We start from the raw sequence: 20,684 nt of genomic DNA, 5'->3' as shown, positions 1-20,684 counted from the left end.
ATTTCGCGCGGGTCTACCCAAATATCCATGGATTTTGCGAGTCAGAAAAACCTACTAAATCTGAGACACCCCTTGCAACAAAACCAAAGGTGGTCTTGTGCCCGAGCTGCTGTCCTCTACCGCAAAAGAATTCGCCCTTGCAGAATTACCGCATTGGACCTTGTCCGAAGATGGCAACTCCATTGAGCGCACCTTCACCTTCCGGTCCTTTGCGCGCGCATTTGGCTTCATGTCCAGCGCTGCAATTCTGGCAGAAAAGCTGAACCATCACCCTACATGGACGAACACCTACAACAAAGTGGAAGTGTTACTTACCACCCATGATGCAGGTGGGCTCACGGAATTGGATTTCAAGCTCGCCCGCAAACTGGACAAGCTGTTCGAGGCTTAGCCCCGCAAGAGTAAAGCGCAATCAGCATTCAATCTTGAACTGACGCACGTCACCTACCATCTTACTCTCAATCAACACATGGCCGTCTTCCTGGCACATATGTGGAATATCGATTGCAGACATTGGATCCGTGGCTTTCACCACAAGCTGATCCCCCTTCGCCATCCGCTTAAGGTGCTTGCGCGTCTTCATCACCGGCAATGGGCAGTTAAGACCTCTCAGGTCCAGAATGTTTGAATCGTCCACCAATGTTCCACCAGGTACTTGAATGTGCCACTGTGTTTGTTGCTGGGCTAACGGAACTTTGCGCAACAGTAAAGCAAATATTGGGGAGTGGAGCATGGCACTAATGGAACTCGACGGAAAATCAGAGACCAGTAAAGCGCTCGAAATTCTGGATTTCTGGTGGACTGCAGGTGGCCCCAAATGGTTCAACGGCGGCGAAGCGTTCGACAAAGAAATCCGCGAGAAGTTTGAAGCCGACGTAGAGGCTGCCAATCGCGAAGATTACGACGACTGGACCCAAACCCCACACGGCACGCTGGCTCTCCTTTTGCTGCTCGACCAGTTCCCCCGCAACATCTATCGTGGCTCACCTAAAGCATTCGCCTCTGATCCGAAGGCCGTCAAAGTTGCTCTGGAGTCCCTCAACAAGAACTTCCATACCGCCTTCCCAATGGGCTATCGCATGTTCTTCTTCTTGCCTTTCGAGCATTCAGAAGAAATGGACATGCAGGATCTGAGCGTGGATCTGTTCCGCGGTCTGGGTGATCAGGACACCTATCATTACGCACTGATCCATATGGACGTCATCCGTCGCTTTGGCCGCTTCCCACACCGCAACGAAGTGCTTGGCCGTACCTCAACACCGGAAGAAGTTGAGTTCCTGGCATCGGGTGGGTTCAGGGCATAAACGACCCGATTAAAAATTAGACACACATTTTCAATGACTACAAAATAGGCAGAGTCAATTTATGGCTCTGCCTATTTTAGTGACAGCCACTTTCTGCGCATGTCCACCCGATCCACCCTTCATCAAGAAAATTTAATTTCAATCAAGCCTCTGAATTTTCAAGTTTATTCCAACGCCTCTCACTCCCAGAATCTACGTAAAAATCGATATTTTCCAAAACTGGCACGCTCTTTGAAAGAGAAAGGGCAAGCGTGCCGGCCGGGCATACTGAGAAAGACCAGATAACTGGCATTTTCCCGGTCCCAAAGAGGTCTCCAGAACTCTTTGCGGCACACTCCATGCAAGAGGGGAACGGGAATCTGACATGAAAATCGTTATGGCAATCATCAAGCCCTTTAAACTGGATGAGGTGCGCGACGCACTCACCACTCTGGGCATTCAGGGGCTCACAGTCACCGAAGTCAAAGGCTATGGCCGCCAAAAGGGCCACACAGAAATCTACCGCGGCACAGAATACGCCGTCACCTTCCTCCCAAAACTAAAGGTCGAAGTCGCAGTCGCATCCGACATGGCAGACAAAGTGGTCGAAGCCATCGGAAACGCAGCTCAGACCGGCCAAATCGGTGACGGCAAAATCTTCGTCTACTCCATTGATCAAGTCGTCCGCATTCGCACCGGCGAAGCAGACGCAGAAGCAATATAATCAAGTGAAGGGGATAGAGAATATGAAACGCGCCTCCACCCTTGTTGCCGCAGGTTCGCTGCTGGCACTCTCCGCCAGCCCAGTTATGGCAGAAGAAAAATACGCTCTCGCTGTCGACACCGCTTATATCTTCAACACTCTGCTCTTCCTGATTGGCGGCTTTCTGGTGATGTGGATGGCAGCTGGCTTCGCCATGCTTGAAGCAGGCCTCGTCCGCACCAAAAACGTCTCCATGCAGTGCCTCAAAAACATCGCACTGTACTCCATCGCTGGCCTGATGTTCTGGATCACCGGCTACAACCTCATGTACACCGGCGTCGACGGTGGCTTCATGGGGTCTGTCGGCCCATACTCTTTTGACCCTGTAGGCGGTGACGCTCTGGATACAGGCTATTCAACGGCCTCCGACTGGTTCTTCCAGATGGTCTTCTGCGCAACCACAGCCTCCATCGTCTCCGGCACCATGGCAGAGCGCATCAAGCTTTGGGCCTTCCTGATCTTCGTTGTCGTCCTCACCGGCGTGCTCTACCCAATCACCGGCTCTTGGCAGTGGGGTGCTGGCTGGCTCTCCGAAATGGGCTTTGCTGACTTTGCTGGCTCCACCCTCGTCCACTCCGTTGGTGGCTGGGCTGCCCTGTCCGGTGCAATCATCCTGGGTGCACGCCAAGGCAAGTACGGTAAAAACGGTCAGGTCTTCGTAATGCCAGGCTCTTCCATGCCGCTGGCAACACTTGGCACCTTCATCCTGTGGCTCGGCTGGTTCGGCTTCAACGGCGCGTCTCAGCTGGCAATGGGCACCATTGGCGACGTCACAGACATCTCCCGCATTTTCGCCAACACCAACATGGCAGCTGCAGGCGGCGTGGTCGTAACAATCGCTCTAACACAGGCTCTCTATAAGAAGGTCGACGTCACCATGGCTCTCAACGGCGCACTGGCTGGCCTCGTTTCCATCACCGCAGAACCATTGGCGCCAAGCGTGCTCCAGTCCGTTCTCATCGGTGGTGCTGGGGGTGCCATTGTTGTCTTCGCAGTGCCAATGCTCGACAAGCTGAAGATCGATGACGTGGTTGGCGCAATCCCGGTTCACCTGCTTTCCGGCATCTGGGGAACGCTGATCGTGCCACTGTCCAACTCAGACGCATCTTACGTCACCCAGTTCATCGGTGTAGCAGCCATCGGCATCTTCACCTTCGTTGCCTCCACCATTGTCTGGTACGCAATCCAGATGCTAGTTGGCCTGCGCGTGACCGAGGAAGACGAAGCCATGGGCCTCGACAAAGCAGAGATCGGCGTAGAAGCCTATCCTGAGTTCGGCACCGGCTCTCAGCGCCTCTGAACCTTGGCAAATCTGGGAGGATCAAATCCCCCTCCCAAAACTGAAAGATGAAATCACAAAGCCCGGCAACCACCGCCGGGCTTTTTCTTTAAGCGCAATTGACAGCCTACCATTTTCCTTCAACAGATAGCTCTGTGCTCAAACGCTAAACACTACAAAATCAAAGCAACCCAAAAGCTTAGGAAAGTTGATACCCCAGCTTACTAGTCGGTTCAAATCCGCCTACCACATTTGAAAGACGGACTTCACCTTTCATAGGTGGTACTTTCAGGAATGCCCTATACGTCCATTTCTAATCAAGATTCGCTCTTCATCCTACGTCCAAACAAAGAGGCGCAAACGCCCGAGCTTTGGAGTCCGACGATGAACAGTGAATTGGAAGCAGCAGTGAAAGAAGCCAGTCAACAGTGGCAAAACGCGTTCAATGCGGGTGATGCTCAAGGCTGCGCAAACTGCTACGAAGCCAACGCTGTTATGGAGGCCAAACCCTTTGGCACCTACCATGGCCGAGCCGAGATTCTCGAGTTCTGGCAAATGCTCATTCGGGAAGGTTTCTCAGAGGTCGAATACCTCAACCCCAAAATCGTTGCTTCAGGCGAAAGCTCGGCAATCCTCTCTTCCGATTGGAAGATGAACAAAGCCCACGGCAACATCTCCAAGGAACTCTGGGTCTTGCAGCCTGACGGCACTGCCCTTCTGAGAGAAGACTATTTCAGCGCAGCCTCCTGAGGCTCCGACACCACAAACAAAAAGCCCGGCACGAGGCCGGACTTCATCAGGATATCGCTTAACAGTCGCGGTCGTAAAAATAGTCGAGGCGATCGGCGATATCATCCAGAGCGAACGAGTACCCGTTCCAGTCCTCATCAATCCAGGCATCTTCCAGACGATCCACGGCACGATCTAACTTGCCATCATCCTCCAGCTCAGCAAGCAAGCGTCCCACATCGATCAGATGACCAAGAGCACCATCAACGTTGGAACCAGCCCGAACGCCGCCCTCAAAGAAAACTTCATCAGAGATATCGTCGATGTCGATAATGGTCGCATTCAGCTCTGAGCAGCTCAGCTCACCCCATGCATAAGCTGCATTTGGAGCCGCCAGTCCAGCAAAGCCAAGTGAAGCAACAACAGCAAGCGCCTTCAAACCACGCAACATCATACCAAACCCTTCTTCCATGAACGTATCTGCCATTAAGCAAGCAGACCTCTGTAATCCTCACATGGATATCAGCCCTACAAAGAGGCGCTGTTTCAAAGAAGACAGGCATTGTGGTTTCTTTGAGGCTTCTGAGAGCCTACTGACGTCCGTCCGTCAGCCCTTTCACAAAGGCTTTCTGGCAGAAGACTACCAGCAGGATCGGTGGCAACATGGCAAGCACGGCCAGCGCCAACCCTTGCGGGCTTGTGCGACCAATCAGGCTCAGCCCCTGCACCAGTGTCATTCTGGTCTCTTCGCTGGAAACCATCACCGGCCACAGATACTGGTTCCAACCTTGCACAAACATCAGCAGGCCGAGCGCTGCAATCATGGGCGCAGAAGCAGGAACCAGAATGTCCTTCAGAAACTTGATCGGCCCTGCCCCATCAATCCGCGCAGCTTCAGAAAGCTCTGTCGGCACACTCAGGAAAAACTGGCGGAAGAAGAACGTTCCAACCGCAGATGCAAGCAAGGGCAGCATCAAACCCGGATAGGAGTTCACCAGCCCCAGCTGACTGGTCACCGCATAAGTTGGCAGAAACCGGGATTCCAGCGGTAGCAGCAAGCTACACAGGATCACCCAGAAGAAGAACGTGCCGAAACGAACGCGGAAATACACCAGCGCATAGGCCGCAAGCAGCGAGATCCCCACCTTAGCCAACGCAAACCCAACCGCCAGATACAGAGAGTTCAGCGCCATAGTCAGGCCCGTCACTCCCCTAGAAAACCCACGCCCCTCGAACAAAGCCTTACTGTAAACCTCAACGCCATACGGACCCGGAAGGAACTGCAGTCCATCCTGTCCAAGTGTTGCGCCAGAGTGTGTCGAGGAAAATGCAATGATCAGCACCGGCCCGACAATAACGAACACACCGATAAGCAGGATAAGATGATCGAGGTAATGAGAGCGGGGCATAAATATCTCTGAAACACAGCGCAGCCCCGAACCACAGCAAAAGCGAAGGATCACGCAACCAAACGAAAGGCAGCCTGTGTGGCCCTGAAAACAGGCAAACTGCACTGGGAGATCATCTCTGAGAAATGGCAGACGCCATCAGACCCAATCCCCATAGGAATTAAGGTGACACCGTAAAACTACGCAGGTCAGGTTTCAAGCTCTGTAAGTGCCTATAAAACCACAATTCCTGAATGCTTGGCATGATTTTCCGGTTCCACGTGGATCGTCACACGTGCACCAGGCATCTTTTCTGCGATGCCTTCCTCAATGCGATCGCAAATCGCATGGGCATCCAGAACACTCATTTCACCTGGCACCACCAGATGAAAATCAATGAAAGTCACGTGGCCCGCATGGCGCGTCCGCAGGTCATGAGCTTCCAGCGCACCATCACCAAACTTGGAGATCAGTGCGCGGATTTCTTCCTGCTCCTCTTCCGGAGCAGCCTCATCCATCAAACCGCCGACAGATTCACGCACCAGCTTCCAGCCAGACCACATGATGTTGACCGCAACGATACCAGCAAGGATCGGGTCAAACATCTGCCAGCCGGTCACCCACACAGCCGCGATACCAACCAACACGCCAAGAGATGTATAGACATCGGTCATGATGTGTCGCGCATCCGCCTGCAAAGCCGGAGAGCGATGCGCCTTTCCAATCCGCATCAGAGCAATCGCCCAGACGCAGTTGATCACGGAAGACAGCAGGTTCAAGCCAATACCCTGAATGTTCACATCCAGCTCATACGGCTCAGTCAAACCCATGTAGGCTTTGCGCAGAATGAGGATTGCCGCCAGAACAATCAGAACCCCTTCCAGAACAGCAGCAAAATATTCTGCTTTGTAGTGACCGTAAGGGTGGTTCTGGTCAGCAGGTTTGCGCGCCAGATACAAAGCACCGGCAGCAGCAGAAGCACTCGCGATATTGATGGAGGTTTCAAGGGCGTCGGAATAGAACGCAATGGACCCTGTCATCACAAAGGCAAAGTATTTGAGCGCAAATACCAATATGCCAATGACGATGCTGCCCAGCGCAAAGCGCATGCTCTGGTCCATGTGCCACATCCACCCTAATTCAAACTCGACGACTGCTTAGAAAGTTATCGTCCTCTATCAGGTTTCAGTGGCATATTAAACAATGGAACGCGCTCAAATAGCCAGTTTTTATGCTTATTTGCACGCAATGTTTGCAAATGAAAATCACTTGCAGAATATCAGCTATTTCTACTTGTCGTAAAAAGCGGCACCGATGATTTCACCCGGCATTTCGCCAGAGTTCGTCTGAACCAGAACAGCCCAGTTCTTGGAGTCGAACATCTTCAGCGCAGTGCGTGGCAGCCGGAACACTTCAGCTGCACCAGACCACATACCAATCGGCATAATGCTACGCACAACGTTCTTATAGGTCTGTGTTGTACCAGCGTTTTCACCGCGCTGGATCTCAACCACAGCTTCCTTATCGATACCAAGAAGATAAACGTCCGCCTTATTGCCCGGCTCTTTCAGGGAGCCAGAGAGCTGAACTTCGAGCGCACTGTCATCCAGCATCGCTTCTACCTGTACGGTCATACCGGAGGACTTGCGGATAGCATTTTTGACGGAGCGACGGTCACTACCAACCATATGCCCACGGCCATTCACGACAACCTGAGGCGTATAGATCTGCGCATCACCGCGGCTCTTGGCATAATCCTTCTGGCGTTGGGTGAACACAGGCGAACCAAGCGTGTCCTTCCAGCCGAAGTAATCCCAGTAATCAACGTGATAGGAAAGCGTCACAACGTCTTTCTGATCAGAGACAAGCTCTTCCAGAAATTGGTCTGCAGGTGGACATGACGAACAGCCCTGGCTGGTGAACAACTCAACCACGGCCTTTGGAGTTTGTGCCTGAGCAGAGAGTGAAGTCGCAAGACCCAGCCCTGCTGCGAGAACAACACCCGTCAATCTATTTAAAGAAAACCACCGCATTTCGGCCCTTCGCAATTGTTTAAGTCATCGCTGATGCAGCGCTAACCTAAACAATAACCAGATAACTGTAGAATCACATCCCAGTGAGCCCCTGAAAACCCAAGGAATCAGGGGCGCTGGTATTATTTGGATTCATTCAGCACTTTTTCAAGCTCTGGCAGGAAGACGTCCCGATAGCTGGCCTCACTCAGTGGACCAACAAATTTATAGCGGATCTGAGCCTTCTCATCGACGATAAAGGTCTCAGGAACCCCGTAAACGCCCCATTCAATGCCTGCGCGGCCAGTGTCGAACCCAACGCGGTCGTAAGGGTTTCCAAGCTCTGCGAGGAACCGGTTCGCCTTCACGTCCGTGTCCTTGTAGTTCAGACCAGCGATCTCATATCGATCATCCTTGGCCAGATCCATCAAGTATTTGTGTTCAGCACGGCAAGGCGCGCACCAGGATGCGAAGATGTTCACAACGGTCACCTGACCAAGCAGATCACTACGCTTGAACCCAGGAACCTGCTTGCCGTCACGCTCCAACCCATTTACGGGCGGCAGATCAAACTCAGGTGCAGGCTTATCAATCAGGGCAGATGGCAGCTCCTTGGAGTCATGACCAGAGAGCATCATGAACCCCATCAAAACCGCAAGAGCACCAAAAACAATCAGCGGAAGAAGAAAAAGCGGAGAAATGCCTGACTTCTTCTCCTCGTCTATTTCACTACTCATTCCTGTTAGCTCTCACTCTTATCGTCTGCTGAAGAGGAAACCACCTGACTGACGGAAGGACCAGGACGGCGGGAAGAACGGCGACGAATGCCACTTGCTTCCAGTGCCTGCATCTCTTTTTCCAGTTGGGTTTTGTCCATACGCACCCAAACAATCAGGATGCCGATGACCAGTGCAGCCATTGCATAGGCAGCAATCACATATTCAGCGTGACGACCAAACTCTGAAAAGTCCATGATCCTTACCTCGCACCTGCTGGAGCTGCTTTAGTCACTGTGCTGCTGGATGCAGCCGGTGCAACAGAAGCTGCACGCATCCGCATTGCTCTGATCCGGCGGCGCATAATCTCGTTACGCATGCTCATCAGATGCAAAGTTACAAACAGAAGCACAAAGGCCAGAGCCATCAAACCAAGCGGAATAAGAATGGAAGAGTGAATAGCAGGACCACCGCTGCGGATAATGCTCGGCGGCTGGTGCAGCGTGTTCCACCATTCAACGGAAAACTTGATAATGACCACGTTGATCACACCAACCAGCGTGATAATCGCGTTCACTTTTGCAGCCTTGATAGGATCTTCAATCGCCTTCCACAATGCAATAATGCCCAGGTACATGATGAACAACACCAGGAAGGAGGTCAGTCTTGCGTCCCAGACCCAGAAAGTACCCCACATTGGCTTACCCCAGATCGCACCGGAAAACAGCGCCAGGAAGGTAAACGCAGCACCGATTGGAGCGGAAGCTTTGGCCGAAACATCAGCCAGCGGGTGCTTCCAGACCAGAGAGCCAATCGAAGACAAAGCCATCATCGCATAACACATCAATGCAAGCTGGGCAGCAGGCACGTGCACGAACATAATGCGCACTGTCTGGCCTTGCTGGTAATCTTCAGGCGCAACAAAAAACGCGAAGTACAAGCCAACTGCAAGTGCAGCGACCGTCGCAACGATAAGCCATGGAAGCAGAACTTTCACAAGCTTCAGGAACCGGGTTGGGTTTGCAAGATCGTATAAGGTCATAGAGCCGTTCTAAACTGAGAATGACGAAGCATCAATGTGTACATAGTGTCACGGACCTATCAAGGTCATTGATTACGCGCAATTTGACACTTCACTTCTTCGGGAATTCACCCATTTTAGACGATTTTACATAGACTTAACGCTTCAGGGAATTTCAGCGGCCATATAGCCGCATCCATCAGTCGCCTGAAACGCGAAGCGCTGCAGCTGCTGCAAGAGGTCCAACAACAAGACCAAAAAGTGTCAGAGCACACAAAAACAGGAACGGAACAAGGAAGTTATTGGAGTCGATCGCTCCCGCTGTCGCGGCACTCACACCAAAGATCAGAATTGGAATTGCCAGCGGAATAACCAGAATGGAGAGCAGCACCCCACCCCGCCGCATGGAAACAGTAACACCAGCACCCACCGCACCAACAAGCGTCAATGCAGGCGCGCCAACCAGCAGGGTCAGCGTCACCAGAACAATGCTCTGGAAGTCGAGACCCACAAACAAAGAAAGAACCGGTGTAGCCAACACCAGCGGTAGACCTGTCGCCGCCCAGTGCGCCGCACACTTGATTAGCACAACCAGCTCCAGCGAACGGCCTGACATCACCAGCAGCTCAAGGGAGCCATCTTCACGGTCAGCCTGAAACAGACGATCAAGCCCCAACAGCGTCGCTAGCAAAGCACCAATCCAGAGGATTGCAGCACCAATGCGTGACAGCAGGATCATGTCCGGGCCAACACCAAACGGAAAGATCGTCACAACAGCCAGAAAGAACAGAACGCCAATCAACGCGCCACCGCCAACACGGTTCGCCAGTTGATATTCGCGGACAAAAAGACACTTCATCCAGTTCATGATCAGCCCTCGTCCTGCTCGTCTTCGTCGAAATAGTCGTCCAGATCCTCACCCGCAAACATATGCTCGCTCTCTGTCGTCACCGGCGACAGGTTGAGGAACTTGGTGTTTGGCAGGTTCAGAGGCAGGTGGGTCGCGGCAATCACAACACCGCCAGCGTTGATGTGGTCCGCAATCAGACCAAGCAACACTTCTTCAGAAGCCTTATCAAGGGCGGAAGTTGGCTCATCAAGCAACCAGATTGGGCGTGGAACCACCAGTAGACGCGCCACGGAAAGGCGGCGGCGTTGCCCAGCACTGAGATAACCAGCAGGCAAGCTGGCCGTATGCGCGATACCTAGGGTCTCTAGCGCTTCCATCTCGCTCATGCTCTCACGCACTTTGCCATCGCCAAAGTCGGCAGGCTCAAAGAAGTTACGCCAAAAGCTGAGGTTCTCCAGCACGGTCTGCAGCGGCTTCAACGCATCAAGGTGCCCAAAGTAATGGGAATGTTCGGCAACAGAGCGCTCAGCCATGCCACCTTCCAGCTCAAGCGAACCATGCGCTTTTGCCACCAGTCCGGCGATCACGCGCAGCAGACTGGATTTACCGACACCGTTGGGACCTTGCACAATCAGAGCTTCACTGGAGCCAACTTCAAAGTCGACGTGGTTCAATACTCTGCGGCCACCACGATCACATGCAACGCCCTGGCAGACTAACTTCAATTGGTTCATCGCGCCCGAAACCACTACAGCAGCTCTCACTGCTTACCAAACTGACGGCGTATCCCGAAAAGTGGATCCGATTTCCGGATAAGATACGCTCCAACAAAGAATTAAAGCAGTTTGCATGATCCCGTCTTTGCGCAAACCACTTTATTCAGGAGGCCGTATCACATTCGGCAAATCCTTTGCTCCCATAAACACAGCTAGGATTCGCGTTGGCACCGTTCCGGTATTCTTGCCGAAGTGCCAGGTGTTGACGGCCTCAATAAACGCCTCGCCCTTTTTGAAGGTCAGAGGAGCCTCTTTCTCATAGGTGATCGTCAGCTCACCATCAAGTATATATCCGTAAAGAGGAATAGGGTGCATATGCTCTTTAACAGCCTCACCCGGTGCCAGCGTAATGACCAGAGAGGTCACCTGCGCCTGCCGTCCTTCGGGGTAAACCAACGGCTGCTTCGTGATCGTCGTTTCGCTCTTATCAAGCAGAACCTCAACGTCAGAATATGCATTTCCGTTGTCCTGAGCCAGCGCACCAGCCGCAAATCCCCCCAGAACCAGACAACACGTACCAACCAAAACTGCAGATTTCATAGGAATCGCCTTCCTGTTGTTTTCAGCTGTTCTCTGCGCACTTTTACGCCATACCCGGCAGTTATTCTCGTGCGAAGCAAACGCATCCTAACAGCGATCCCCTTCCGAGCCTTTAAAACCACACAGGGCCAGAAACATAGAATGGACATATTGTATACATCTGTATATAATATGATTCATACAAACCCCATCCCGCTTGATCGGGCACCCTACTCCGGCCTAACCTCACCTATGGTAAATTATTAGCCTTCCGCTGCGGTTCAGCTGGAACCTGCGTCAGAAAGACGCTATAGGGTCGACAACTATAAGCTGATTGAATTTCAAGAAGCGCTTTTAATGCATTTGTTAAATGATCAAGCCAACGCCATGACGGCGAGCCACAAAACTCCGGGAGGAACTGGAGAGGTTCGTCAGTTCAAAGCTTAGTTTCCGGTTCTGAGCGGGAAACGAAATAAGGAGATCGCCGAATGACACAATCTCTAGACAGTTTTAAGGCCAAGCAAACGCTGCAAGTCGGCGGCAAGACCTACACTTATTTTTCCATTCCTGAAGCAGAAAAGAACGGCCTGACTGGCGTCTCCAAGCTTCCATTCTCATTGAAAGTCGTTCTGGAGAACCTGCTGCGCTTTGAAGATGGCCGCACGGTGACTGCGGATGACATCAAGGCTGTGGCTGAATGGCTGACCACCCGCACCTCCACCCACGAAATCGCCTACCGCCCTGCCCGTGTTCTCATGCAGGACTTCACCGGCGTGCCTGCTGTTGTTGACCTTGCTGCCATGCGCGATGCTGCTGTCAGCCTCGGCGGTGATCCGAAAAAGGTGAATCCGCTGGTTCCCGTTGATCTCGTCATCGACCACTCCGTGATGGTCGACTATTTCGGCACCACCTCCGCCTTCGCCCTCAACGTGGAACGCGAGTATGAGCGCAATAATGAGCGCTACGAGTTCCTGCGCTGGGGCCAGTCCGCGTTTGATAACTTCCGCGCTGTGCCTCCAGGCACCGGCATCTGCCACCAGGTGAACCTTGAGTACCTCGCCCAGACCGTCTGGACGAAGGAAGAAGACGGCGAAACCATCGCTTATCCGGATACACTCGTCGGCACTGACAGCCACACCACCATGGTCAACGGTCTTGCCGTGCTTGGCTGGGGTGTAGGCGGCATTGAGGCGGAAGCGGCCATGCTCGGCCAGCCGATCTCCATGCTGATCCCGGAAGTCATCGGCTTCAAACTCACTGGCGAGCTGCAGGATGGCATCACCGCCACCGACCTTGTACTCACCGTGGTTGAGATGCTGCGCAAGAAAGGCGTTGTCGGCAAATTCGTGGAATTCTACGGCCCCGGCCTCGACAACATGTCTCTGGAAGACGCCGCCACCATCGCCAACATGGCACCAGAATACGGCGCCACCTGTGGCTTCTTCCCGGTGGATGACGACACGCTCCGCTATCTGAACGCAACAGGCCGCGACAAAGACCGCATCGCTCTAGTGGAAGCCTATTCCAAGGCGCAGGGCATGTACCGCGACACCCACACGGAACCAACCTTCACCGACACGCTGGAGCTGGACATCTCCACCGTTGTGCCATCCATCGCCGGACCAAAGCGCCCGCAGGATCGTATCTCCCTTGCTGATGCGGCGGAAGGTTTTGCCAAAACCATGGCAGAGGAGTTCAAGAAGGCAGGCGAAGAAACGCGCCGCGCACCGGTGGAAGGCCGCGACCATGACCTTGGCAACGGTGATGTCGTCATCGCCGCGATCACCTCGTGCACCAACACCTCCAACCCGTCCGTGCTCATCGGTGCAGGCTTGGTGGCCCGCAAGGCCCGCGCCAAAGGCCTGCATGTGAAGCCATGGGTGAAGACCTCACTGGCACCCGGCTCTCAGGTGGTGACGGACTATCTGGAAAAAGCTGGCGTTCAGGCAGATCTCGACGCCCTCGGCTTCAACCTCACCGGCTACGGCTGCACCACCTGTATTGGTAACTCAGGCCCGCTGCCGCCCGAAATCTCCAAGTCCATCAGTGACAATGACCTCGTGGCCTGCTCCGTCCTTTCCGGCAACCGCAACTTCGAGGGCCGCGTGAACCCGGATGTGCGCGCCAACTATCTGGCCTCCCCGCCACTGGTTGTCGCGTATGCCATCGCAGGCTCGCTCAACATCAACGTGGCCAAAGACCCGCTCGGCAAGGATCAGGACGGCAATCCCGTCTACCTGAAGGACTTGTGGCCAACCACGGAAGAGATCACCGACCTCATCCGCTCCTCCATCACGGAAGAGATGTTTGAAGAGCGCTACGGCGATGTGTTCAAGGGTGACGAGCACTGGCAGAACATCAAGGTGGAAGGCGGCATGACCTATGGTTGGCCACCAGCGTCCACCTACGTGCAGAACCCGCCTTACTTTGAAGGCATGACCATGGAGCCAACACCCCTCACCGATATCGAGGGCGCGGCCGTCATGGGTCTGTTCCTGGATTCCATCACGACGGACCACATCTCCCCAGCAGGAGCGATCAAGGCAGACAGTCCGGCAGGCCAGTACCTGACCTCCCACGGCGTTGAGCGCAAAGACTTCAACTCCTACGGCTCCCGCCGTGGCAACCACGAAGTCATGATGCGCGGCACCTTCGGCAACATCCGCATCAAAAACCAGATGGTGCCGGGCGTGGAAGGTGGCTACACCACCAAAGACGGCGAGCAACGCTGGATCTACGACGCCTGCATGGAATACAAGGCCGCTGGCACCCCGCTTGTGGTGTTTGCAGGCAAGGAATACGGCACCGGCTCCTCCCGCGACTGGGCGGCAAAAGGCACCAAACTGCTCGGTGTGCGCGCGGTGATCGCTCAAAGCTTCGAGCGTATCCACCGCTCCAACCTCGTCGGCATGGGCGTCCTGCCCTTCACGTTTAAGGATGGAGAAAGCTGGCAGTCCCACGGCATCGATGGAACGGAAAAGGTCACCATCAAAGGCGTGGCAGACCTCAAGCCCCGCCAGATGGTCGACATTCAGGTCGAGTTCGCCAATGGCGAAACCAAAACCATCGAAGCCCTCTGCCGCATCGATACCGAGGACGAACTCGAATACATCAAAGCCGGCGGCATCCTGCACTACGTCCTGAGAAACTTAGTCTCCGGCTAAGACACCTCAACAAGCAGACTGTTCAGTCCCCCACAACTACAAAACGGGCCCTCCAAGGCCCGTTTTTCTTTGGCAACTCCACCTTCAGAGCCCACCAACCTCACCAGTTCCATCCCAAGCCAGCACAACACCCCACGGTTATTCCAAGCCTAGAGCAGCTCCCCTCGGCATCATCCCACCCAAGCAAAGCGCGATACGGGACCCAGAGCCACATGCCCAAACCTAAGCCACCCCCACACCGTCATCCCGGCCCCCGAGCCGGGACCCAGAACAACCCACTCAGCCCTGAGCCACCACCCCACTGGATCCCGCATCAAGTGCGGGAAGACGGCGGAGGCAGGGATAACCGTATCAACATCGAAGATTACTAGATAACAAGAATCTGAGAAAAATCTTGCTATTTAGCAGATCAAACTAGCCTTCAACTAACTGCCGATCTGAAAGAGAAATAGTTTCAATGTGATGGGTTAGAGAGAGTCTTTTAAGCGCACCAAGACCCGGGTAATGGTTCCGGTCGTTCAAATCTCTTAACTCTCTAACTGCACTGGTTTCTTCAATCATGCTTCGATCTGAGTCTAGAAACTCAATCAAATGAACCATTGCTTCTCGAAATTTCCCGGGGGTGTCATCTGCGGTTAATCTGCTATCAGATAAAAAGTGACGGATGAAAATTGATCCATCTCGATTCTCATTGATATAGCTTAAGTGGATCGCTACCGTAAAAGCTGGGCCACCTGACTGTGAATACTCATCACCGACAGTCAAAAAATCTCCAAATCCCTGCAAACCGTCCCTCGCATGAGTTTGGATCAAATCTGAAAAGAACTCGTCATCAGGATGATCACGATTTACCCGGCGAACAAAGCCATCATCAATCAATACTCGTTGAGGGTGCCTCTCGAAGTGATCTCGGTAAAGTCGACCAGAATACTCCGCAATAAAAACGTGCGCCTGTATGTTATTTACTCTGGCCAACGCTTCAGCGAGTTCTCTACCAGACGAAAACCCCTGATGGATTAATGCAACATTGTGATCTCTATGTGCATTGCAAAAAACTACGATTTCCTCAATCGACATGTTTTCTGTCAAAATCAAACCCGGAACAACATTCTCAGTTTCTGAAAAGCTTTCATTCCATAAGTTTACTACACTGCTGGCTCTACCGACTAATTCTCCATTTTGCGGATTAAATATCAAAATTGACTGCGCACCAACCTCACAAATAGCTTCTAGCGCACGCTCCAGATCATCTAACTGCTCTTTAACAGGTTCAATAATCGGCACAAAGTTATGTTGAGCAATTACCCCGGCAGTATCTCTTATCGCCAGAAGTTCAAATCGCTTGCCTCTGAAATAGGGAAAATACATTTCTCAAACCCATCTAAATGCCTCCTCGAGAGGAGTAGAAATCGAACCCAAGAAACGCTCATAATCTCGCTTACGCAGGTCCGAGGTAAGAACTGCATTATGCAATGATTCAGGTATTTCATCAATTAAACACTTTATTTTACTTAAATTTCTCACCTTCCTCAAAGTAATCAATGAAAATTTATAAAGCTCAACCGGAGGAATACATGAAAAAATTTTAGCAAATTCCTGACGTCTTATTGTATTGGGTACATTGGGATACTCTATTCCAAGATCATCCAGCACGAGTTGCGCCTCTCGAGTACTCAAAGCATTGAAAATTGCCAGTGCATCTAATCTCGAATGATCTTCCGTCGCTTTTCTAACCACTTGCAGAGTATACCGCTTTGATAAACGCATAATACCTACAGTATCAGGAACTAGTTTTTCGACCTGAGACACATGATTATCACCAGCAACAACACACACGTTACTAAATACAGTTCTATAGCGATCTATTTGATCATTTAGCCGAGATAAGCTATCCCTTTCAGACTTGATTTCATAAACAGTTCCTGTGCCGTTTAGAATAATTAAGTCTGCTTTCCTGTCGTGTATGCGAAACTCACTAAGCATCGAAGCAGTATTGAGTGAGTGAGTTCCCAGCAAAATCTTTTGTGTTATTGCAGCTTTGTATGTGTACTCAGTGCGATACTGTATCTTTTTGATGACGTCAAAAGCGGATTGAAAAAGCTGTCCTACAGATTCTTGCTTATTAGTAGCGGAAAGTAATCCACTCTCTTGGGCAAGCTGCATAAGCGTCGTGGAACGTCCTCGGCGAGACAACTCATTCAACACGCGCGCAGAAAAAAAACTTCCGCAGATGTTTAGATTACCGTTTTCTGATAATGCAGGTTTCATGTTGTCCCACGTGAACACCAAAGCAGGTCTTGCAATGCATACACCTTAATAGGCGCGTTTTGCATTTCACAGCCTATGATTTTAACTAATCGGTGATTTGACCTTACTTCACCAACAAATACCAAAATTTAGCAAGTAGCTATAGCATACGATGATGCCAGATTACCCAGAAACTATAATGTTCAACTGATACACATCCACACCCTCGTCAAAACCGACAATTTGACAACCTCAGGTTTTCATTCCACATTCATACGTGAGGCCTAGAAACCTCCTTCAAGTAGCGGTTACCGCTCCCGATCGACTAGCGGATTTTTTGTGCCTGCTTTATAGGTAGCGCGCAAACCCTTTGCTATGAGCGGGAGGGCGGTGAATACAATACCTCCTTCGGGAGGGAATAAACTCGCCTGTCTGCTTGCAGGTTTCTAGCCTCCCGCTCGCCAGCTGGCCCTAGAAAGCCGTGCTGTCCAGCGGTTGTTCAACACCCTGTAAGCAGAGGGATTGAGAATGACCGACTCCGCATGTGCCTGTGGCACCACAAACACTTTCCAAAACGAAATAGACGAAGTCATCATCGCTGTCTCAGACCTGCAAAATCTCAGCTACATCCAGCACTTACTGCTGACTGAGAGACTGCAGCACAGCAGCGAGCGCGATGCTTTGTTCACTTTGCATCATGCCTTCCGCGACCGACTGGAAGCACTACAAAAAAGCTGCGGAACTTTAGAGCGGGTCGCTCATCCGCAGCCAGTAAATATAAACGTTCCGCTTCCTGATTAAGCCCGCCCAGCGCTCCACACAGCAAGGGAACCTGCCCGCGTGGAGCCGTGCTGGCCCCTGAGCATTTGGCAGTACGCCATCCGCTCCGGTGCCGGAAGCGAGAACGCAGCTACACCCCGCACCCTCGCCACGGCGCCATGCTGGTCTGCGGAACATACCATCCCCCGCAGGCCAGCACCTACTTGGCAGAGCAGATACCTGTTTTGGCGAGGGAAACCTGCCATGCATCATTGGCGTCAAACGGTGTCACCAGCCCGTTGCCACCCTCTTTCTTAAACCCACCCATGCCATGGGCCACCATATATTTGGGGTAATAGTCCGGCGCGCCTGAGGCTTGCAAGAAACTGCAAGCGCCGCTGATGCCATCCTTGCTGTAGGCCTCCAGCGCTTTGCCAAAGGCTTCGCTCTGTTCCTTGCTCAGCTTCTGAAAAGTCACCAGTCGCAGAACGGAGATTGCCTGATGCGCGCTCTTGTCCTTCACCCGCAGCATATCAAAATACCCACGCGCAAACGCCATCACATATAGATCAACTGCCGTTTGGTACTGCTCTTTCTCGATGCAGGCAAAGATGGATTGATAAAGGTCTGCCGGTGTGTAGCTCGTCTTGGTCTCTTCCCGCGCCACACAGCCCACATTATGGGTCACCTCAAGGTTTCCCTCACTCTGGTAATGGGTGATGGTTCCCTGCGCCTGCGCACCACTGGCAACCATAAAAGCGCCCCCGAGAAGGCTGAGGGTCAGATACGAAAGTTTCAACGAAAACACCTCTCTGTAATCTGGAGGGTACACATCCCGGCACCTCACCACTGCATTCCGCAAGCCCCAGTCATACACCCAGCACGCAACCCATCACTTGACCGTTGCAAAACCCACCCCCTCTTATCCGCAAAGCCCGCAGCATTCTCCCCGACGGTCCTTCTGGTGGTCTCCTGGGCAGCCTTTCTGGCGGTCTCCCCGGTGTCATCCTGGGCAACCTCTCTGGCAATCTCCCAGACCAACCCTCCTGCGCCATCCCGAGCCATCCCTCCGGTGTCATCCCGGGCGAAGACCCGGGACCCATAACCACCAGTCCCTCGGATCTTCCTTCCACCCTCACCACATGTCGCAACCTTCCGTGGATCCCGGTTCGGGGACCGGGATGACACCGAGGGGAAACGTTCGCTGAAACAATCACCTGCACCTTCACACAGCTGTTGGCGGAAGGACACCAAAGGCAACCGTTCACGGACATAGCTATCTCACTACACGCAGCACCCGGTCGAATGGCATCAAAGGCAACCACTCAATCGCCCCAACGATTTCCAAGCAGCTGAGGGGAGCATGGTGGGGCTGCGGGAAAAACTTATCCCCTCTAGCTAAAGATGGCCCCATACTAATCCCATGCCCACGTAACGGGCAGCTGGCGGGCCGTCCGTCGGCGTGTCGTGGGCTGGGTGGGGCTTTTGCAAGGGGTAACGCATCTTGCAGAGGTCCGGTGGCACCGATTTTCAGGCGTGACTGCATGGCCTGAGAGGAAGGGCCCAAGCCTGAAGGGCATCACGCAGTGGCATTTGTCGGTCAGAGAGATAAATGTCAGGGGCAACGGACCTATCAGAGCAAGGAAACTTGCTCAGATACAGCCATTGTCCTTCCGGGAAACCGGCTATCGTGTCTTTCAGGATAAGAGGCGATGTTGGCCATACCAAAATGCCCGGGCAAGGCGACCAGCCGATGCCGAAGACTCGTAACCAATAAATAGCGCAGGCACCGCCTGCTCGCCTTGCCCTCCCCGTACCGGGAGTTTCACGTGAAAACACCGCCGGAAATTTCCAGCGGTGCTAAAGCTGCTTGCAGAACGGGATGAGGCGTAATTTACGCCGCCGCTTTCCCCTTCATCATGTGAAGCCGGTCCGCATCCTCGCGCAAAAGCTTATAGCCAAGCTGCTCAATGAACACCTTCGCCGGATGCGTCCTGATGGGATTGAACGTCCAATGGCTGAAGCCCTTTTTCCGGATATCCTCTTCCGTACGTTCAAGCAGATACTTCGCCAAACCGTAGCGGCGAAAATCCGGATGCACATACACGTTGAAGATATGAGCACCATCGTTCTGGAGCCCCCAATAGCAATAGCCTCTGATCTCATCGGCCATTTCAGCAGCAAAAGTACGCGCCAGAACCTCTTCCATCCGCTTGCGATGCACGGCCTCACATGCCTTCCACCGCTCAAAGTTCTGCGGTTCCAGCTCCGCCATATAATGAGCCTCAAGCTCCAGCAAAGCCGGAAGATCCTTTGCTTCAGATACCCTGACTATGGGAACAACCATCTGCGATCCTCTTATGTCACCAGCGTTACCTTGCCCGTATCAAGGTCATACACCCCGCCAACAACCTTCAGCGTTCCCGCCTTGAAGTGCTTGTCCAATATAGGTGATGCCTGCTGCAGAGCGGTCGTCCCCCACTGCACATTCGCCTTGATCGCATTGACGAGGATATCCCCCTTCTCCGCCTGCGCCTGCTGCACAGGAGGCCGAAGAAGCTCAACAAGCGTCTGGATATGTCCGGGGAACTGGTTGCCACTCTGCACGGAGGAAATCGCCGCTTTCACCGCACCACACTTCTCGTGGCCCAGCACCATAATCAGCTGCGCGCCCAGCACATCAACACAGAATTCAAGGCTGGCAAGCCCTTCCGGCGTCACAACATTACCGGCTACACGCACAACGAAGAGATCCCCGCGGCCCGTATCAAACGCCAGTTCCGGCGCCACACGGGAATCCGCACAACCAAGGATCGCCGCAAACGGGTTCTGCCCAGCGGCCAATGCAGCACGTGTGCTTTGGAAATCAGCGGGAGAGATATTCCCTTCAACGTAGCGCTTGTTACCATCCATCAGACGCTTAAGCGCATCATCACCGCCAATCTCGTTTTTAGGAATAGGCGGCTCCTGCGCTCCGGCAGAAGAAACGGCACCAACACCACCCGTTGCCAGGGCAGCACCAAACACACCTGCCGTTTTCAGGAATTTGCGACGCTCCGGTGATCCAACCAGACCCGCTTTTTCATTACACATCCAACACATAGGCTTCTCCTGGCCAAACAAACAAAAGTTGCCGCCAGCCTAAAAGCCCATTCTGGACATTGTGTTGTTGAATTGA

General features: G+C 52.9%; 23 protein-coding genes. 7 read left to right on the top strand and 16 right to left on the bottom strand.

Annotation, left to right across the window (positions count from 1 at the left end):
• Nucleotides 1–97: 97 nt before the first annotated feature.
• On the top strand, nucleotides 98–391 hold the full coding sequence (locus tag AC3CB2_RS11660) for a 4a-hydroxytetrahydrobiopterin dehydratase (protein WP_014283165.1): 294 nt from the start codon (nucleotides 98–100) through the stop codon (nucleotides 389–391).
• Nucleotides 392–412: 21 nt separating this feature from the next.
• Here the strand turns inward: AC3CB2_RS11660 and AC3CB2_RS11655 are convergent, their stop codons facing one another.
• On the bottom strand, nucleotides 413–637 hold the full coding sequence (locus tag AC3CB2_RS11655) for a sulfurtransferase TusA family protein (RefSeq protein ID WP_014283166.1): 225 nt from the start codon (nucleotides 635–637) through the stop codon (nucleotides 413–415).
• A gap of 94 nt (nucleotides 638–731) precedes the next feature.
• Between AC3CB2_RS11655 and AC3CB2_RS11650 the strand changes: the two genes are divergently transcribed.
• The 4 genes from AC3CB2_RS11650 (at nucleotide 732) to AC3CB2_RS11635 (ending at nucleotide 4,075) form a co-directional block, all read left to right on the top strand.
• A complete protein-coding gene (locus AC3CB2_RS11650) occupies nucleotides 732–1,304 on the top strand; it encodes a DUF924 family protein (RefSeq protein WP_352932084.1) in 573 nt (190 codons plus the stop codon).
• A gap of 364 nt (nucleotides 1,305–1,668) precedes the next feature.
• The gene (locus AC3CB2_RS11645; RefSeq protein WP_014283168.1) at nucleotides 1,669–2,007 is read left to right on the top strand and encodes a P-II family nitrogen regulator; all 339 of its coding nucleotides are present in this window, start codon (nucleotides 1,669–1,671) and stop codon (nucleotides 2,005–2,007) included.
• 22 nt (nucleotides 2,008–2,029) lie between these two features.
• Nucleotides 2,030–3,346, top strand: a complete 1,317-nt coding sequence (locus AC3CB2_RS11640) for an ammonium transporter (protein ID WP_352932086.1) — start codon at nucleotides 2,030–2,032, stop codon at nucleotides 3,344–3,346.
• A gap of 363 nt (nucleotides 3,347–3,709) precedes the next feature.
• Nucleotides 3,710–4,075 carry a YybH family protein gene (locus tag AC3CB2_RS11635; protein WP_008550341.1) on the top strand — a complete coding sequence of 122 codons (366 nt, stop codon included), beginning with the start codon at nucleotides 3,710–3,712 and terminating at the stop codon, nucleotides 4,073–4,075.
• Nucleotides 4,076–4,133: 58 nt separating this feature from the next.
• On the opposite strand, the gene AC3CB2_RS11630 is transcribed toward AC3CB2_RS11635, so the two are convergent.
• The 10 genes from AC3CB2_RS11630 to AC3CB2_RS11585 all read right to left on the bottom strand — a co-directional run bounded on the left by AC3CB2_RS11630 (nucleotide 4,134) and on the right by AC3CB2_RS11585 (nucleotide 11,357).
• Complete coding sequence (locus AC3CB2_RS11630) at nucleotides 4,134–4,541, bottom strand: hypothetical protein (protein WP_008550468.1); 408 nt, start codon at nucleotides 4,539–4,541, stop codon at nucleotides 4,134–4,136.
• A 103-nt stretch (nucleotides 4,542–4,644) separates the two neighbouring features.
• On the bottom strand, nucleotides 4,645–5,463 hold the full coding sequence (locus tag AC3CB2_RS11625; RefSeq protein ID WP_352932089.1) for a carbohydrate ABC transporter permease: 819 nt from the start codon (nucleotides 5,461–5,463) through the stop codon (nucleotides 4,645–4,647).
• A gap of 212 nt (nucleotides 5,464–5,675) precedes the next feature.
• Nucleotides 5,676–6,563 (bottom strand): cation diffusion facilitator family transporter, encoded by an 888-nt coding sequence (locus AC3CB2_RS11620; protein WP_008550623.1) that lies wholly within the window; start codon nucleotides 6,561–6,563, stop codon nucleotides 5,676–5,678.
• Nucleotides 6,564–6,731: 168 nt separating this feature from the next.
• On the bottom strand, nucleotides 6,732–7,475 hold the full coding sequence (locus AC3CB2_RS11615; protein WP_352932091.1) for a DUF1223 domain-containing protein: 744 nt from the start codon (nucleotides 7,473–7,475) through the stop codon (nucleotides 6,732–6,734).
• A gap of 122 nt (nucleotides 7,476–7,597) precedes the next feature.
• A complete protein-coding gene (locus AC3CB2_RS11610; protein ID WP_008550575.1) occupies nucleotides 7,598–8,191 on the bottom strand; it encodes a DsbE family thiol:disulfide interchange protein in 594 nt (197 codons plus the stop codon).
• Between the two features lie 5 nt (nucleotides 8,192–8,196).
• Nucleotides 8,197–8,427, bottom strand: coding sequence for a heme exporter protein CcmD (ccmD, locus tag AC3CB2_RS11605; RefSeq protein WP_008550536.1), 231 nt, complete (start codon nucleotides 8,425–8,427; stop codon nucleotides 8,197–8,199).
• Nucleotides 8,428–8,432: 5 nt separating this feature from the next.
• On the bottom strand, nucleotides 8,433–9,212 hold the full coding sequence (locus AC3CB2_RS11600) for a heme ABC transporter permease (protein WP_008550314.1): 780 nt from the start codon (nucleotides 9,210–9,212) through the stop codon (nucleotides 8,433–8,435).
• 178 nt (nucleotides 9,213–9,390) lie between these two features.
• A complete protein-coding gene (gene ccmB, locus AC3CB2_RS11595) occupies nucleotides 9,391–10,050 on the bottom strand; it encodes a heme exporter protein CcmB (RefSeq protein ID WP_037037391.1) in 660 nt (219 codons plus the stop codon).
• 11 nt (nucleotides 10,051–10,061) lie between these two features.
• A complete protein-coding gene (gene ccmA / locus AC3CB2_RS11590) occupies nucleotides 10,062–10,766 on the bottom strand; it encodes a heme ABC exporter ATP-binding protein CcmA (protein WP_083793269.1) in 705 nt (234 codons plus the stop codon).
• A gap of 150 nt (nucleotides 10,767–10,916) precedes the next feature.
• Entirely contained in the window at nucleotides 10,917–11,357 is a 441-nt protein-coding gene (locus tag AC3CB2_RS11585; protein WP_008550446.1) for a cupin domain-containing protein, read from the bottom strand.
• Between the two features lie 467 nt (nucleotides 11,358–11,824).
• On the opposite strand from AC3CB2_RS11585, the gene acnA reads away from it, so the two are divergent.
• Entirely contained in the window at nucleotides 11,825–14,500 is a 2,676-nt protein-coding gene (acnA, locus tag AC3CB2_RS11580; protein WP_352932095.1) for an aconitate hydratase AcnA, read from the top strand.
• A 414-nt stretch (nucleotides 14,501–14,914) separates the two neighbouring features.
• Here acnA and AC3CB2_RS11575 read toward each other — a convergent pair whose 3' ends face one another.
• Nucleotides 14,915–15,868: a sce7725 family protein gene (locus AC3CB2_RS11575; protein WP_352932098.1), complete on the bottom strand. Its 954-nt coding sequence runs from the start codon at nucleotides 15,866–15,868 to the stop codon at nucleotides 14,915–14,917.
• A 3-nt stretch (nucleotides 15,869–15,871) separates the two neighbouring features.
• The gene (locus tag AC3CB2_RS11570) at nucleotides 15,872–16,768 is read right to left on the bottom strand and encodes a sce7726 family protein (protein WP_352932100.1); all 897 of its coding nucleotides are present in this window, start codon (nucleotides 16,766–16,768) and stop codon (nucleotides 15,872–15,874) included.
• 507 nt (nucleotides 16,769–17,275) lie between these two features.
• Here AC3CB2_RS11570 and AC3CB2_RS11565 point away from each other — a divergent pair.
• A complete protein-coding gene (locus AC3CB2_RS11565) occupies nucleotides 17,276–17,548 on the top strand; it encodes a hypothetical protein (RefSeq protein ID WP_008550570.1) in 273 nt (90 codons plus the stop codon).
• Nucleotides 17,549–17,726: 178 nt separating this feature from the next.
• Here AC3CB2_RS11565 and AC3CB2_RS11560 read toward each other — a convergent pair whose 3' ends face one another.
• The 3 genes from AC3CB2_RS11560 to AC3CB2_RS11550 form a co-directional block, all read right to left on the bottom strand.
• Nucleotides 17,727–18,305, bottom strand: coding sequence for a hypothetical protein (locus AC3CB2_RS11560; protein ID WP_352932103.1), 579 nt, complete (start codon nucleotides 18,303–18,305; stop codon nucleotides 17,727–17,729).
• A gap of 1,095 nt (nucleotides 18,306–19,400) precedes the next feature.
• Nucleotides 19,401–19,853, bottom strand: a complete 453-nt coding sequence (locus AC3CB2_RS11555) for a GNAT family N-acetyltransferase (protein WP_008550120.1) — start codon at nucleotides 19,851–19,853, stop codon at nucleotides 19,401–19,403.
• An 11-nt stretch (nucleotides 19,854–19,864) separates the two neighbouring features.
• Nucleotides 19,865–20,599 (bottom strand): carbonic anhydrase, encoded by a 735-nt coding sequence (locus tag AC3CB2_RS11550; RefSeq protein ID WP_352932105.1) that lies wholly within the window; start codon nucleotides 20,597–20,599, stop codon nucleotides 19,865–19,867.
• Nucleotides 20,600–20,684 lie beyond the last annotated feature (85 nt).

The sequence above is a fragment of the Pseudovibrio sp. SCP20 genome, assembly GCF_057774105.1.
The sequence above is the reverse complement of the archived record's forward strand: the minus strand, read 5'-3'. Positions and strand labels throughout refer to the sequence as shown.

What these genes read in the sequence shown, in the direction of transcription:
- AC3CB2_RS11570 (WP_352932100.1), bottom strand. Translation starts at nt 16,768, where the DNA reads ATGAAACCTGCATTATCAGAAAACGGTAATCTAAACATCTGCGGAAGT.
- AC3CB2_RS11555 (WP_008550120.1), bottom strand. Translation starts at nt 19,853, where the DNA reads ATGGTTGTTCCCATAGTCAGGGTATCTGAAGCAAAGGATCTTCCGGCT.
- AC3CB2_RS11600 (WP_008550314.1), bottom strand. Translation starts at nt 9,212, where the DNA reads ATGACCTTATACGATCTTGCAAACCCAACCCGGTTCCTGAAGCTTGTG.
- AC3CB2_RS11625 (WP_352932089.1), bottom strand. Translation starts at nt 5,463, where the DNA reads ATGCCCCGCTCTCATTACCTCGATCATCTTATCCTGCTTATCGGTGTG.
- ccmD (WP_008550536.1), bottom strand. Translation starts at nt 8,427, where the DNA reads ATGGACTTTTCAGAGTTTGGTCGTCACGCTGAATATGTGATTGCTGCC.
- AC3CB2_RS11640 (WP_352932086.1), top strand. Translation starts at nt 2,030, where the DNA reads ATGAAACGCGCCTCCACCCTTGTTGCCGCAGGTTCGCTGCTGGCACTC.
- AC3CB2_RS11635 (WP_008550341.1), top strand. Translation starts at nt 3,710, where the DNA reads ATGAACAGTGAATTGGAAGCAGCAGTGAAAGAAGCCAGTCAACAGTGG.
- AC3CB2_RS11610 (WP_008550575.1), bottom strand. Translation starts at nt 8,191, where the DNA reads ATGAGTAGTGAAATAGACGAGGAGAAGAAGTCAGGCATTTCTCCGCTT.
- ccmB (WP_037037391.1), bottom strand. Translation starts at nt 10,050, where the DNA reads ATGAAGTGTCTTTTTGTCCGCGAATATCAACTGGCGAACCGTGTTGGC.
- AC3CB2_RS11650 (WP_352932084.1), top strand. Translation starts at nt 732, where the DNA reads ATGGCACTAATGGAACTCGACGGAAAATCAGAGACCAGTAAAGCGCTC.
- AC3CB2_RS11630 (WP_008550468.1), bottom strand. Translation starts at nt 4,541, where the DNA reads ATGGCAGATACGTTCATGGAAGAAGGGTTTGGTATGATGTTGCGTGGT.
- AC3CB2_RS11615 (WP_352932091.1), bottom strand. Translation starts at nt 7,475, where the DNA reads ATGCGGTGGTTTTCTTTAAATAGATTGACGGGTGTTGTTCTCGCAGCA.
- AC3CB2_RS11565 (WP_008550570.1), top strand. Translation starts at nt 17,276, where the DNA reads ATGACCGACTCCGCATGTGCCTGTGGCACCACAAACACTTTCCAAAAC.
- AC3CB2_RS11585 (WP_008550446.1), bottom strand. Translation starts at nt 11,357, where the DNA reads ATGAAATCTGCAGTTTTGGTTGGTACGTGTTGTCTGGTTCTGGGGGGA.
- acnA (WP_352932095.1), top strand. Translation starts at nt 11,825, where the DNA reads ATGACACAATCTCTAGACAGTTTTAAGGCCAAGCAAACGCTGCAAGTC.
- AC3CB2_RS11550 (WP_352932105.1), bottom strand. Translation starts at nt 20,599, where the DNA reads ATGTGTAATGAAAAAGCGGGTCTGGTTGGATCACCGGAGCGTCGCAAA.
- AC3CB2_RS11620 (WP_008550623.1), bottom strand. Translation starts at nt 6,563, where the DNA reads ATGGACCAGAGCATGCGCTTTGCGCTGGGCAGCATCGTCATTGGCATA.
- AC3CB2_RS11645 (WP_014283168.1), top strand. Translation starts at nt 1,669, where the DNA reads ATGAAAATCGTTATGGCAATCATCAAGCCCTTTAAACTGGATGAGGTG.
- AC3CB2_RS11575 (WP_352932098.1), bottom strand. Translation starts at nt 15,868, where the DNA reads ATGTATTTTCCCTATTTCAGAGGCAAGCGATTTGAACTTCTGGCGATA.